The sequence below is a fragment of the Modestobacter sp. URMC 112 genome (assembly GCF_053502575.1).
In genome coordinates this window covers 4,063,989-4,077,784 of the sequence record NZ_CP199957.1, presented here as the reverse complement: position 1 = coordinate 4,077,784, position 13,796 = coordinate 4,063,989, and the positions used below count along the sequence as shown (strand labels likewise).

Below are 13,796 nucleotides of genomic sequence, written 5' to 3'. Positions count from 1 at the left end.
AACCTGCAGGTCACTGGCCTGTAGTGGTGCTCCAGTCCACATCCAGTCCACACGATTCCGCGAGCAAGGCCTGCGCGGCGGCCCGGGTGCGGTCCTCGGCGCTCGGCCACAGGTGCGAGTAGGTCGACAACGTGGTGGTCGCTGACGCGTGGCCGAGGGCCCGCTGGACGGTCACGACGTCGCAGCCGGAGGCGATCAGACCCGAGGCATAGAAGTGCCGGAGGTCGTGAAGACGGAGATTCCGCACGCCCGCAGCCGCCGTCGCCGTGCGCCAGCGGTGGCCGACGGTGTTCTGGTGCGGCGGTTCCGATCCGGAGCCGCTGAAGAGCCACCCGCCGTCCGGGCAGTGCATGGCGATGTTCGCCGCCAGCATCTCCACCAGCCCAGGCGCCAGGAACACCACGCGCTCGCTGCCGTACTTCGGCGGTCGGATCTCGACCTGGCCGCGGCCGGCGCGCTGCACCTGGCGTGCCACGGTCAGGGTGCGGCGCAGGAAGTCAATGTCCTCGACCCGAAGGCCGGCGGCCTCGCCGAGCCGAAGCCCGGCGAACGCACAGAGCGCGACGAAGGGGCGAAAGGGTTCGTGTGCGGCCTCGAGGACGGCGCCGATCTGAGCGGCGGTGGGCAGGGTCATCGCCGCAGCAGCTCGACGGCGGCGGGGGAGTGCGACACCGACGCTTGGATCGCTCGGGATGAGCTTGTCGGCGACGGCCCCGCGGAGGACGCCGCGCACGTTGTTGACCCGGGTGTGCACCGTCCCGGGCGCCAACCCGCGGTTCACCATGCCCTTGACCCAGCCCTCCACGTGCGAGCGGCGCAACGACCGCAGCGGCACGTCGGTGAAGGGCACGGATCCCGCAGCCAGCTTCATCGCCAGGACCGTGCCGGGGGCCCAGACCTGGCGCTCGGACCAGTCGGCGTAGAACGCTGCGAAGGTGATCCGGCCGGCGCCGGGGTCGACGTACGTGCCCCGCGCGAGGTGCGCGGTCTGGTCATCCAGCCAGCGTTGCGCGTCCCGCTTGAGCGCAAAGGCCTTCATCACCTGACGACCCGACGGGTCACGGAATTGGGGGCGGTAGCGCAGGCCCTTGCCGTCCAATGCTGTCGGCAGCAAGCGACCGGTGATCGGATCTTTGCGACGCCAGCGGTCCTGGATGCTCGCCATCGTCCTGCCCTCCTCGCTCGGATGTCTCCACGCCGCGGCCCCGCGCGGCCAACGTAGTTCTTAGGCTGACGCCGTACGTCGCTCGCTGTGCCGCAGTCGGTCCAACGCCCAAGGTCGGCATCTCGGCGCCCCGCGCGGCGCTGCTGACTGACTGCCGGCTGAGTCGTGTCCTCCCGGCCCAGCCCGTGGGGTGCCCAGCAGCTGCCCTCCGACGGTTGAGGGCACCCTCCAGTCTTCCTCCTGTATGCCTGCGGTCCCGTTGAGTCGAGACTCCGGAAGGACCGCGGAATCGTCGACAACCTCGCCGGTAGGGCGGGGGTCAGCCGGTTCTCGCCGAGGCCCCCTTGTCCGCTCAGGCAGCTCACTCCGCGCCCCCCGTTCTGGAGTGAACTCGCCTCCTCCGGTTCTTCTCGAGTGCTCGTCGGGCGTGCTCTCCAGGGTTGTGTGAGGTGTCGGCCGGGGATGGGCCGGGATCGACGAAGGGGAGGGCTCCGTGGCGGAGGCACACGTGTGTTCGTTCACACTGGCCGCATGTCGCACGACGATCTGCCGCGGGTCGCCGAACTTCTGCACGAGCGCAACCGAATCGACGATCAGATCGCCGCGATCATGGAACGACCGATGACGTCAGGCCATCTCGGGGAGTGGATCGCTGCCCAGGTGTTCGACATCGAGCTGGAGAAGTCAGCCACGACGACCGCGTTCGACGGCCTGTTCCGCTCCGGCCCGCTGCAGGGGCGAAGGGTCAACGTGAAGTGGTATCTGCAGCGCGAAGGCATCTTGGACATGACGACGTCCGAGGACCTGGACGACTACCTCGTGATGACCGGGCCGGTCAGCGCAGCAGTCAGCTCTCACGGCCGGACGCGCCCCTGGCGTATCGACAGTGTGTACCTGTTCGACGCTCACAGGCTTCAGGCCGACCTGCACGCGCGCGGCAGGAGCATCGGAACGGCATCCAGCATCCGGACGGAGCTATGGAGCCAGGCCGAGATCTATCCGAAGCCGGCGAACAGGCGGATGTCGCTCACCGATCGACAGGTCGAGGCGCTGCAGCTGTTCGCGCCGGCTTAGCGAACGCAGGGGTACAGGCTCTGGGCCCGCCGACGGGCGGGCATCGGCTCCAGGAACGAGTTCACGGCCGTCCAATTTTTGCCGTCGCCGTGCGCCATCAAGAGGTGCTGTGGCGCGTCAACGTGCCTGGCGCTCCTGCTGCTCGCAAATCCAGTGGTCGAGGTTCGCACGCCGGTACACGACCCGCCGTCCGAGACGAAACCCCGCCGGCCCTGTGCCCAGGTGCCGCCAATAGCGCAGGGTGGCGACCGGGGTCAGCAGGTAGGCCGCGGCCTCGGCAAGAGTCATCAGGTCGCTAGTCACGCGAGGCGAGCCGGTCTCGTTCACGCGGGCTCCTCTCCGAGCGTCACGTTGGTCGGTTCGTCATCGGCGAGGCGGCGTCCATGGCGTCCGTCTTCTGCCGACGACCTCCCTTGCCAGCCCAGCGTCCGGAAGTTCCTCCAGCAAGTCTGCAGTCGACGGGTTGACGGTGTAGCTCAGGGGAGAGCGCCGGGACGTGCTTGCTGTCGAGCCCGTGCTCGCCGCTGCTCCTCGACGACCCCGCTTCGGACGTACGGGCGGCGGTTGTACGCGTCGAGAACTGCACCGAGGGCGTCGGCCACGTACAGCAGGTCGCGGTCGTAGACGCGGCCGTCGTCCAACTGGCGGGCGAGGTCGTGCAGTGCCTGGGGCCAGTCCTTGCGGGTCAGTGGCATCTTCGTCGGAACCTCGACCGGCCTTTCGATCACCTGGACCGCGGCGCGTCCGGAGGCAGCAGCCCGCGTCTGTTCCCAGGCTCGGTGCCGGCAGGTGGCTGAGCACCACTTGGGGATCGGTCCGCGGCTTCGAGGGGTGATGGGCCCACTGCACCATCCGCAGGTCGTCGCCGCGGTCCGTCGTCTTCGACCATCAACCCCGGTGCCGGGCGCCGGTGACCGAGCCGCCTTGATCTGCGCCCGCTGGGCCTGCTGGCGCCGTTGCTGCTCCCGCTCTCGCAGTCGAGCCCGGTAGTCGGGGTTTCCGCGCCTTCCCATGCGAGCGACTGTGCAGATGAGGCTCCAGTAACTCGTCACCACGAATTGCAAGACCCGAGATGCAAGAGGTGTGTCGCCTCGTGACCTTGATATCTCCAGTGCGCGGGAAGTCCGCTGGCCAAGACACGGGGTACTGGACGCCCGGTGAGGCAAAGGCTCGGCGAATGTTAGGGACCAGCGCGATCGCTGGCGTCAACGGTGCGCGGCGGTCAACGGCCAGATTGCGGCGTGCCGCCCGCCGCGCGTGGGGCAGTCCACAATGGCTGTGTGCCGCCAGAGCAGTCCAGCGCCGCCGGTGAGGTAGATGCGCGACCAGCCGACGGTGAACGCTCTGCCATCGTCGGATTCAGTGGTCAGTACGGCCTGGCGGCGCGGACGGTGCGCGCGAAGATCACCACACTGGAGTGGATCCGGGTCGCCGACCCTGACGCGGGCGTCGCCGACGACTTCCAATTCCTTGCCGGGGGAACCCGGTACGCCCTGCAGGTCAAGTGGGCGCAGTACCCCGGCGCGTTCGGCTGGGCGGAGCTGGTCAACCCCTCAAGAGATGCAACGCCGCTGATCGAGCGGCTAGCCCAGGCGTGGCAGCGCATCCGCCACAGCTGGTCCGGACCGCTCGAGATCCGGCTGTGGAGCAATGAGCACCCGTCGGCAAGCGCGCCGCGTGCGGGCTCTGTCCTGGCATTCTGTTCAGCGCAGCCGCCGCGGCACTTTGCCGCCTTCCTGGCCAGGTCATGGATACCTATCCGGCAGCGACTGCGCGACGGTAGCGGCAGTTGGTCGCAGGTCGCGAAGCTGCCCGAGGTGACTGACTGGCAGCCGGCGTGGGACGCGTTGCGCGCGGCGACCGCCCTCGATACGAACCTTTTCGCGGCGTTCGTCCGCGACCTGGACCTGAGCTTCGGCCCGGCGGTGGAAGATCAACTGCTGCGTCCTGACGAAGCGCCCCGAGACCGCGACCTGGAGTACCTGGCGGCAACGCTGCAGGCGCTGGTCGCCGACTCGGCCCGGCCGGTGCAGCTCACCCGAGAGGCGCTGTTTGAACGTCTCGGCTGGACCGACCGGCTGCGGTTCCGCAACCCGCACGTCTTTCCGGTACCGGCCGTGTACACCGCGAACAAGGCCGCCCGGCAGCAACTGCAGGCGCGGCTGGACGAGCTGCGCGGCGGCTACGTCGCGCTGGTCGGTCCGGCCGGCGCGGGCAAGTCGACGTTGCTAGCCAGCCTGACATGGCCGCAGCGGCGGGTCGTGCGGTACTACGCCTTCGTCCCAGACGCCGCGGACCCGCTGAGCGGTCGCGGTGAGGCCGAGAGCTTCCTACACGACGTCAGCTTGGCGTTGGAGGGCGTCGGCTTCCGCCGCGGCGGTTACGGCAACGACCTGCGCACCCAGCGCGCGGTGCTGCAGGAGCAGCTCGCCGACGCCGGTGAGCGGTGGCGGGACAGCGCCGACGTAACCGTCATCTTGGTGGACGGGCTCGACCACATCTCGCGGGAGCAGAACCCGTCGCGGTCGCTTTTGGAGGAGCTGCCCGCACCGGCGGGACTGCCGGAGGGTGTCTTCGTCGTGCTAGGCACCCAGACGACCAGCATCCTGCCGCCGCCGATCCGAGATGCCCTGAGCGCCGAGGAACGAACGGTCGAGCTGCCTCCGCTGGCGCCGGACGAAATCCTTCGGCTGGTTGATGACGCCGGGACTGGGGGGTGGCTGCTGCCCGGCCAGCGCGATCGGCTGGTCGCGGCGAGCGAGGGGCACCCGCTTGCGTTGACCTATCTGCTGCAGGATCTCGCGGCGCTTCAGTCCGCGAAACTTGATCCGCAGACGCGGAGTCTCGCCGTGGATGCGCTGCTGAGCGATACCTCGGCCTACGGCCGCGCGGTCGCGGCGCGCTACCGCGGCTACCTGCTCGCCATCGGCCAGGATCGTGAACTGCTCGACGTCGTGGCCGCCGTCGCCCGACTGCGCACACCAGTGGACCTCGAGTGGCTCAAGACGTGGGTGCCCGCACCGGTGCTCGAAGCGTTTGTGCAGCGGACAGCGACGTTCTTCCGCCGCGAGGGCAGCGTCTGGCGCTTCATCCACAACAGCTTTCGCCGGTTCCTCATCGAGGAGACGGCCCGCGTCGCCGGTGTGTTCGACCCCGCCCGCGACCGGGCGTTGCACCTTGCGCTGGCCGACGTCTGCGGACGTTCCGATCAACGGTGGACGCTGTACCGAGACGAGGAGCTGGCGCACCGATACCTGGCTCGTGAGTACACGCGAGTCATGGAGCTGGCCACGCCGGGTGCGCTGCGAGACAAACTGTTCGCGCTACGTCCGCTCGCCGTGGTCCGGGACCAGGCGCGCCTCGCGCTGCGCGCTGCTGCGGCAACGGGAGACGTCGCCGGCTTCGTGCGGATGCTGCTGTTCCACAACGAGCTCTGGCAGCGGGAGATGGTCATCAGCGTCGAGAAGATTGCAGATGCGATGGTCGACCTTGGGCCACCCGACCGCGCGCTGGAGCACGTCGTCGCGGCCGGTCATCTGCGCGTGCCGGTCACCGCGGCGCTGGAGGCCGCCGTCCGCTTCGCGCGCGGTGGGCTGTTCGCGCCTGCGTCCGAGATCTTGCGCGCCGCCGTCAATCTGGCCGACGTCGTGCACGACAACCATCACGGCGCGGACGACTGGGCCGAGGTCACCTTCCGCATGTCCGGTCTCGGCGAGGTTCTAGCGCAGCTCGACGACCAGCTGGCTGTTCCGCCGCCCGACGACGCACTCACGCAGAGCGAACCGACCGCACAGGACGACGAGTCGGTGTGGACGGCGGAGCGGCGTCGGCGCGACCGCAAGGATCGGGTTCGACGAATCAACGGGGCGCGCAGTCTCGTGCTGACGCGATGCTTCGATCTGCTCCTCGAGATCCGAGACGAGGACGGTCTGGCGACCCTCCTGGAGCGGATCGACGCCGAGTCATCGTTGGAGTGGCGGGCCCGCGCCCGGGTGGCATACGCGGTCGCGGCCTGTGAGGACGGCGACGCGAGCGCCGTCGCGCGGTGGAGCCGCGAGGTCATCGCGCTTCACACGGGCGAGCGCGACGACGCCGACGGTGACGAGAACAAATCACCCTCGGGCCGGGCAGTCGGCGTACCGCTACACCTTCGCCTGACGACGGCGGACATGTTGATCGCGGTCGGTCTCGCGGACGCCCCCGAACTGGACTTGCTCGTACCGCCGGAAACCATCGCCGCCTGGCCATCTACACCCTCCGGCCAGCAAGGGCTGACGCCGTTCCAGACGCTCATCGACCTGCGCAAGCTTCGCGTGATTCGGCCGAGCGAAGGGGCGACGGCCACGTCAGTGCCCTCGTTGCCGTCGCACCGACGTGACGCGGGTGTCGAACGATTCCGCAGGGCCCTGACAACGCTCGCTGACCTGGAAGGTCGACAAGTTGCGGCTGACCTGGGCCGAGGCAACGCTCTGAACGTGGCCGCTGAGGCGGACCCGATCATCCGCCTGCTCGAGGTACCCCGCCGGCAAGCCTGGGACTGGACCGGCTGGTATTACGTGCTGGACGCAGCTCCAGGGCTATTCGGGCGGCTCGCCCGTCTGGCGGCCGCCGGCGGCCTAGAGCCAGTCCTCCAACTCCTCGAGCGGTTCGCTGCCGCCTGGACCGACCCTCATCGTGCAAAGTACTGGTCGCCGCAGCGGCAGCTGCACGTCCTTCGGGCAATTCTCGCCGTCGGGACTGCCGAAGTGGACGAGAAGGTTCGTGAGCACCTCGACCGGCTGGACAGCCAGATCAGCGCGCTCGCCACAAGCCCGCACGAGCTCGCCGAGGTTTGGCTCGACCAGGCCAAGGCGTGGACCGCGGTCGGGAGCCAAGAGCGGGCCGAGGAAGCGGTGCGGTCAGCGCTGCGCACGTCCTGGGGGCCGGGCATCCACGACGACGACCGCCAGCTGACGACCTGGCTGGCCTGGCTGCGGGCTGCTGCGGACGCGAATGTGCTCACGCCGGAGCAGATCGTGGTGGCGGCCCGCACCTACGCGGGGCGGCTGGTCGCGGCCAGCGACGCGGACCACGACGCGGCCGAGGCCGCCGCGGAGCTCATTCAAATCGTCTGGCCATTCGACGCGGCGCTGAGCACCACACTGGCCGAGTCGCTGTGCGACGCCGGCATCATCGAGGAGTCGGACGCGGTCGAGGCCGTGCTGCTGGGAGCTGCCCACGACACGCACATCCCCGTCGACCTGACGGCCGTCGTGGCCGCGGAGCTGTTGATTCCGCTCCGCAAGCAGCCGCCCATCGAGCTGAGCCAAGCGCTCGCGCAGCACACCGACCCGACGACGCATCAAGCTCTGGCGACGATCGCCGACGCCGTGGCGGTGTGGGCGGCACCGGAGAACTTCGACTCGAAGTCCGACAGCGGCACCCCAGCCGCAGCGTTCACCTCGGAGCCCAACGATCCAGTCCCGCCACCGACGAGCGCCACGGCATTGCTGACCGCACTGCGGCGTACCGAGCCGCCGAGGCCCGCAGCCGCCGGCGACTGGCGCCGCGCCGTCGGCGCGATCGCCGACAACGACGTCACACTGGCCGTCGCCGCTGCACTGCTCGAACAGGCGACCCGGCTGCGCCTGGACGGGGAAGCTCTCGGCGGCATCGCGGCCATGGCGGCACGAGCCGGGATGGCCGACGCCGCCGCAGCAGCGGTCGCGGACGCCCTCGCCCGATCCCCCGCGTACGGCTGGATCCGCCACTACGACGGTGGGAGCCGCCTCACGCTCCTGCGCGCCGCACTGCGCGATCGCCATCCGGTCCTCGCCCGGCTGGCGGCCAACGACCTCGCCGGGGCGTTGTCGACGGGTGCGTTGTCAGGCCAGATCCTTCCGGGCGATCTGCGCCGGATCCTGGCGATCATCGGTGGCGACGACGCCGTCGCGCACGCCTGGCCCGACATCGTCGAGCATCTCGACGTCTACGCGCCGTCAGCCCGCGAGGTCCCCGGCCCCGACGAGCCGATCGTGTCCGCCGACACACCAGTCGAAGCGCTGCTGCGGTGGACGACGGGCTACTTCGGCCACCCCGTAAGACCCCGAGATTTTGGGGCGCGCCGCGTCCTGCACGCAGCGCTCGATCTCGCGCGGCCGCAGGCGCACACCGTGCTTGCCGAGTCGATCGGCCTTGGTGGGTGGCGCGCCGAAGCTGCGCTCCACGTCCTCGTGACATACCGGCCGCCACAACCGCCCCTGCCGACGGCGCTCGCCGAGGCGATCACCGGCGCGACGGTGTCTGAAGACGCGATCGCCCGTGACTTGGCCCGGCAGCTCTGTGGTCGGCACGGGCTCACCGCCCCGGATCGGCAGTCGCGGCCGCTCGCCAGCACCTACGAGCTTGCGCTGCCCCCACTCCCAGCACGCGCCGCACCCGAGCCAGATGCGCGTGGCGTTCCGATGATCGACATGCACGATCCGCAGCAGCTACTGGCGCCCTTCGACGTGCCCCTTCGCCTCGCCGCCAAGGTCGCGGGCCTACCGGAGGAAGCCGCACTGCACCGCGCCTCCGGGATCGCGGTACGGCTCGACATGCCGTGGTTGCGCGGCGGACACCAGGCGCAGGCGACGCGGCTCGAGTCCCGAGGGCAGCGCCACACCTATCGTCCTTGGGCGTACATGGCCGGCCGCCGCGCGCTCGGCATCGTCCTCGCCGAGCTACAGGACGCTGGCGCCCTCGAGGACGACCTCGCCGCCGACCCTTCCTACGCGCTACAGCTGATCGATGAAGTACTAGTGCACGTCGTGCCGACGTCGCTGGACGACACGACACCCGCGCCGTGGCAGGCGTCCACGGATGCCAGCTACGACGTGCGGGGCTGGTGCAAGCAGACCGAGGACGCCGCACGCGCATACGCAGCTGCCTCGAACGTGGCGTCGACGTACGTGCTGGCGGAGTCCACCGACTGGATACGACTGGACCGGGGTAGACCCGAAGAACGCCGGACCGTTCGGGCCGCCCATGCCGCCGCCCACGCAGGCGGACTCGCGCTGCCGCCGCGGCAGCGGTGGGAGAAGAGTTACGCATCTGCGAATGGGTACCCCGTGCTCTGGGACGTCGCCTGGGCAGACGAGCAACTCGTCGTCGAGGGATGGGAGATGCACAGCGACCCGCCGTGGTTTCGCTGGCTCGCGCTTCATCCCACGGTAGGGAGCCGCCTGGGTTGGACACCGGATGGCACCGAGATGTTCTGCTGGCGCGGCGGCGATGGAGCGTGGCGTGCACGCTCCCTCCGCCGGGCCCGTGGGCAGCTCAGCCATGGGTCGCCTGGCCACGCCTATTGCGCCGAGGGCTGGCAGGTCGTCCTGAGCAACACCGGCGTCGCTGAGCTGCGCCAGGTATTCGGTCCGCTGCAGCGTGACCTCGTCGTCCAGCGGACGCTGCCCGCCCGCCCGCGCGAGAACCGACCGACCGAAGAGACAAGCCAATACCGCGTCCCGCTGACGGAGCCAGGCTGATCCGGCTTCGTGATTTCCCAACCTTCGACGCTGACGAGGTCGGGCATCGTCCCTTCCGGAAGTCCCGGAGTCCTGAAGTGTGGCCGCACGGGCGGCTATGAAAGGTCTGCGCCTCAATCCTCTGCATCCCTCGTCAGGCTTGGGACGCCCAAAGTCCTCGGGGCGTCCCAAGCCTGGCCTTAAACGACCGGCGGCCAGCTTGAGGCTGCAAGGCGCTCAGCGATTGAGCGACTAGGCTCTGCAGCTAGTTTGAGTCCGGCAGCATCGTGGCGGCCTCGGGGGGCGCGGCTTCCTCAGCCCGCGCATTGACGCGGTGTATGAGTTCACGCAGCTTCTCTGTGTCGGAGACCCCAAGCTCCATCTCTTCCTTCAGAGCGGTCAAGACTCGCTGATGAGCACTGGACGACACTAAGGGTTCTGTCCCCAGTCCGGTCGCCGCAAGCACGTGGTCTCGCTCGATCCCAATCTTGATCGGCAACCGAGTGGGCTTGTCGATGTCGTCAGGCTGGAAGAAGGCCTGAAGGGCAATCTCCGGCAACGGGCGTCTCTCCGTTGCCAAGAGCCGGCAGGCGGCAATCGAGTCAAGGATATGCTGGCCTTCAAAGCGGACCGCTCGAAGTTTCGGCCGGGTTCCTTCTTGCTCGCCGGACTCATCATCTTCTGATTCGCCGACTTTAAACCGCGCGACCGTCAGGTTTCGGTTGTAGAAGCCAAGGTCGCCAAGTCGGGAAGACAGGACGTCCAGCATGAACTCCGAGGTTGGATGGACACTCCCCGTGAGAGCGGTCGCACCCGCTTCCGCATTAGGAACATAACCCCGGAGTGGTGTCCTGATCACGATTGCCAGAGCGTGAGCCGCTGCTCGAGCCGCCTGGACGCCTCCTCCATGGACTTGAAGGACGTCCGAACCGCCCAAGGTGACTCGGACGGGCTCGCGGCCGGGGACCGGCGTCAGGGAAGGTTGTCCAGCACTTTCGTCTACGGTCGCCCGGTAAGCGCGGTAGGAGCCAGAAATCTCTAAGCGTGCCTCGCTTGCCTGCTTAACCTCTTCAAATACGAACCATCGAGCAACTCCGACGCGGATATACCGACCGGCAACAACCGTCAACCGAGTCAGTGCGTATTTGATCTCCACGTTGTCGCGGAGCGGAAAGAGGCGAGTAACATGTCCGCGCTCGGCGGTGGGCTCCTCTTCGTAGCGGAGGACGAGGCGTGCTACTTCCTCGGGATTCCATCCGTGCGCTTGCGCCACTCGGGTGGCCACCTGCTCTGCTGCTCCGGAAGTAGGTAGTCCCTCGTCGCGGGCCGCTTCGCGCAGTGCGGGAAGTCTCATCCCGATCAATGCCTTTTTGATGACCTCATGTTCGACCTCGTGGGCGTCAATCTCTCCGTTGCGCCCGCGCGACGCCGGCACGATCTCTTCTGTCAGGGACCGGCGGAGGTCGTTACGAAGTCGTTCTTCAATACGCGGCATGTCAGGCGCGCTGCGGCCCTGCAACTCACGTAGCTCGTTGCCGCGAGTAGCCGCCAGGTCCAACAATTCACTGATTGCGTGGTCGAGCGCTTCCTCGGTCATCCACGCCTGAGGTTCGTCCTGTGTCACGAGGGCCACTCTCCCTTCTCCCTTGCTGCGAAGTAACTTTGAAGCACAGTCCAGGCGGCTGCTGTGCAGATTTGACTCCACTTCTCGTCGGTTCCGATCTCCACTCCTGCCTTTAGGGCGTGCTCCGCTAAAGACCCTTCGTGGTCGATCGTTACCGCGAGGATGGTTGCAAGCTGCTTGTTGGTTACGTCTCCGTCGGAGTTGAGTTTTTCCAGCTGCTCAACAACTATGTCGATCGTCTCGAAGTAGTGCGCCTGTGGGAAATTCCTACTTTCGATCCACTTCTTGACCTTGAATGTCAGAGCCGCCTCTCGGAGCTCTACCGGAATGCGAAAAGCCACTAGCTCTCCGTGCGTAGGCCCATGGCGAGTGCGACTGCCAGGACTGGCTGAATAGCGATCATGAGGAAGATGCAGACCGCCACGATTGCCTCAGGAAGCGGTCGTAAGCTTCCTCCTCCGAAGATCATGAACCACGAAACTGCCGCGCCGACGGCCGCGAGGCAGACGGCTCCTGCGGACAGGCCGGCCAACCAGGCGCCGGGGATCGGCAGGCGTGCGGTCCGGCGTCGCCCCGGAGCGATCAGGGTGGCGGTCAGACTTACAGTCGCCAGGAGGAACGACTCGCTGGCCAGCAGGGTTGACAGCGACTGTGTCGGAGACAACACCTCCGCGGCCTGCTCGGCGATCGCTGACACCTCGTTGCTTGCACCTCCCACGTCGTAGTAGGCCTTGCTGTGGCGCACTCTAGTCAGTGGGGGTGACAACAGGTGGGCGCCGCCGGGACGAGCCTGTAGAGCTGGATCATGGTCGCCGCAGATCGTCGCGGCGTGCCTGCTGCTTGCCACCGATCCAACGCTCCCCGCGCTCGTCGTCGGTTCTGCTGCGGTTGTTGGCGGTCGCCGGGACAGAGTCGACTCGGCGACAGGTTCGGGGTCCCGTCGGCGGTGATGTGCGTCGGCTTGAACGGCTGCGAGGCCAGAGCGCCCAACTCTGGATCCCACACCGCTCACCGGTTGCTGTCGATGAGAGCTCCTGAGCAAGGCTGAGCAACGGCTGGAGTGGTTGCAGTTGTGGTTGCAGATCGCCCAATTCGATCTTGGTTCGTGCTTGTTCGCCGTCGTCCGGCGAAGCGGAGAACCCCCGGCTCACCAGGCCTTTTCGGACTTCAGCGGACTTCGGCGAACGCCGTCAGGTCGGCCTGGCAGTGCCGGGCGTGGTACTTACGGGCGGGTCACGCCGGGTAGCCATGCCCGGCCCGCGCCTGTCTGCTGCGTTGGCCCGGCTCACCGTGGTCCCGGCATCTACCACCGGGCCCTGCTACGCCAGTGAGAGGGCGTGCTCAGTCCGATACCGGCCGCTTAAATGTGTAATAGATGCCCACGGCGCTGCCCACATTGTGCAAGCCGTACATCTCGCGGAAGATGACGGTGTCTTCGGTCCGCTCGGTGACAAGCTCCCATCCATCCGCGCCCAACTCATCGAGCAAATCGATGAATCTGAAAGGCCCTTCGGTGGATATTTCTTGCTTAGGCTGACCGGAACGCATGAGCACAAAAGCAGCCGGGCTGTTGGGGTCATCGTCGCGCGAGTAGCGATACCTAAGGCGCAAGTACTCCCAACGAGTGGCGGTCACCGGAGGTGAAGCAGGAGGTGCTCCTGCATGCGCCGTGCCGCCGCTTCGGCTTGCTGCTGTTGTTGGATGGCGATTATGAGTTCGTCCGAGAGCGGACCCGGCCGCATCTCCCGGGAGGCTGGATTCCAAGTCACATAGGAGACGCTAGCGGTGCCTCATGAGACGTTGAGGGCCAGGCCGCGCTCCATGAAGTGTTGGCTGCAGAGTGTCACCTCATGCTCCTTGCAGTTACCTTAGTGCTGAACTACGGCGCAGACTCGATGAAGGCACGGAGCGCAACTCCTTCGACCTCATAGACCCGACGCCCCGCATCGGGTTGTCGATCCACCGGTCCACCGCGCGGATGTAGCCGAGGTGCGCATCATCGCGATGTTGACGGCGCTCAGCTGAAGCTCCCCAGACCTACTCACTGAAAATCCCCACCCGTGGAGCTCCGCCGAGACGGTGAGGGCTCCTACGAGGATGGCAGTCTCTGACCACCGCACCACCTCGAAGGAGCCCTGCCTCTCATGCTCACACGGGAGACGACATCGACGTGCAAGAACCAGATCTGGTGCGCACTCGTCGCCCTCGCCGCCGACCTGCTCGTCCGGATGCAGACCCTCGCCCTCACCGAGCACGAGGCCGCCGCTGGGAGCCAAAGCGGCTGCGCCTGCGACTACTGACCATCCCGGCCCGCCACGCCCGCACCGGCCGCCGCCGGCTGCTGCACCTGGCCGCCACCGCGCCCTTCACTGCGCTCGCGCTGCAGGCCCTCGACGCCCTAGCCCAACTGACCGGACCCGCCGCGGCGCCAGCGCCGGGCTGACAACCGCGC

General features: G+C 67.7%; 10 protein-coding genes. 3 read left to right on the top strand and 7 right to left on the bottom strand.

Features of this window, described 5'->3' with window-relative positions:
- Positions 1-10: 10 nt before the first annotated feature.
- Positions 11-1,165, bottom strand: a complete 1,155-nt coding sequence (locus tag ACWIX6_RS19400; RefSeq protein ID WP_448614072.1) for a tyrosine-type recombinase/integrase — start codon at positions 1,163-1,165, stop codon at positions 11-13.
- A gap of 531 nt (positions 1,166-1,696) precedes the next feature.
- Here ACWIX6_RS19400 and ACWIX6_RS19395 point away from each other — a divergent pair.
- Positions 1,697-2,239, top strand: a complete 543-nt coding sequence (locus ACWIX6_RS19395) for a hypothetical protein (protein ID WP_448614071.1) — start codon at positions 1,697-1,699, stop codon at positions 2,237-2,239.
- A gap of 117 nt (positions 2,240-2,356) precedes the next feature.
- Here the strand turns inward: ACWIX6_RS19395 and ACWIX6_RS19390 are convergent, their stop codons facing one another.
- Both ACWIX6_RS19390 and ACWIX6_RS19385 read right to left on the bottom strand, forming a co-directional pair.
- Entirely contained in the window at positions 2,357-2,527 is a 171-nt protein-coding gene (locus tag ACWIX6_RS19390; RefSeq protein ID WP_448617012.1) for a helix-turn-helix transcriptional regulator, read from the bottom strand.
- Positions 2,528-2,715: 188 nt separating this feature from the next.
- A complete protein-coding gene (locus ACWIX6_RS19385) occupies positions 2,716-2,934 on the bottom strand; it encodes a hypothetical protein (RefSeq protein WP_448614070.1) in 219 nt (72 codons plus the stop codon).
- A gap of 585 nt (positions 2,935-3,519) precedes the next feature.
- Between ACWIX6_RS19385 and ACWIX6_RS19380 the strand changes: the two genes are divergently transcribed.
- Positions 3,520-9,741: a hypothetical protein gene (locus tag ACWIX6_RS19380; RefSeq protein ID WP_448614069.1), complete on the top strand. Its 6,222-nt coding sequence runs from the start codon at positions 3,520-3,522 to the stop codon at positions 9,739-9,741.
- Positions 9,742-9,985: 244 nt separating this feature from the next.
- Here ACWIX6_RS19380 and ACWIX6_RS19375 read toward each other — a convergent pair whose 3' ends face one another.
- The 4 genes from ACWIX6_RS19375 to ACWIX6_RS19360 form a co-directional block, all read right to left on the bottom strand.
- The gene (locus ACWIX6_RS19375) at positions 9,986-11,344 is read right to left on the bottom strand and encodes a hypothetical protein (protein ID WP_448614068.1); all 1,359 of its coding nucleotides are present in this window, start codon (positions 11,342-11,344) and stop codon (positions 9,986-9,988) included.
- Positions 11,341-11,685: a hypothetical protein gene (locus tag ACWIX6_RS19370; RefSeq protein ID WP_448614067.1), complete on the bottom strand. Its 345-nt coding sequence runs from the start codon at positions 11,683-11,685 to the stop codon at positions 11,341-11,343. The genes ACWIX6_RS19375 and ACWIX6_RS19370 overlap by 4 nt, the downstream gene beginning before the upstream one ends.
- Complete coding sequence (locus tag ACWIX6_RS19365) at positions 11,685-12,089, bottom strand: hypothetical protein (protein WP_448614066.1); 405 nt, start codon at positions 12,087-12,089, stop codon at positions 11,685-11,687. Before ACWIX6_RS19365 ends, ACWIX6_RS19370 begins: the two co-directional genes overlap by 1 nt.
- A gap of 596 nt (positions 12,090-12,685) precedes the next feature.
- Positions 12,686-12,979 (bottom strand): hypothetical protein, encoded by a 294-nt coding sequence (locus ACWIX6_RS19360; protein WP_448614065.1) that lies wholly within the window; start codon positions 12,977-12,979, stop codon positions 12,686-12,688.
- A gap of 509 nt (positions 12,980-13,488) precedes the next feature.
- Here ACWIX6_RS19360 and ACWIX6_RS19355 point away from each other — a divergent pair.
- A complete protein-coding gene (locus ACWIX6_RS19355) occupies positions 13,489-13,644 on the top strand; it encodes a hypothetical protein (RefSeq protein ID WP_448614064.1) in 156 nt (51 codons plus the stop codon).
- Positions 13,645-13,796: the final 152 nt, after the last annotated feature.

Bases quoted from the DNA above. Each gene is read 5' to 3' on its own strand.
- ACWIX6_RS19400 (WP_448614072.1), bottom strand. From the start codon at position 1,165: ATGGCGAGCATCCAGGACCGCTGGCGTCGCAAAGATCCGATCACCGGT.
- ACWIX6_RS19355 (WP_448614064.1), top strand. From the start codon at position 13,489: ATGCTCACACGGGAGACGACATCGACGTGCAAGAACCAGATCTGGTGC.
- ACWIX6_RS19395 (WP_448614071.1), top strand. From the start codon at position 1,697: ATGTCGCACGACGATCTGCCGCGGGTCGCCGAACTTCTGCACGAGCGC.
- ACWIX6_RS19385 (WP_448614070.1), bottom strand. From the start codon at position 2,934: ATGCCACTGACCCGCAAGGACTGGCCCCAGGCACTGCACGACCTCGCC.
- ACWIX6_RS19390 (WP_448617012.1), bottom strand. From the start codon at position 2,527: ATGACTCTTGCCGAGGCCGCGGCCTACCTGCTGACCCCGGTCGCCACC.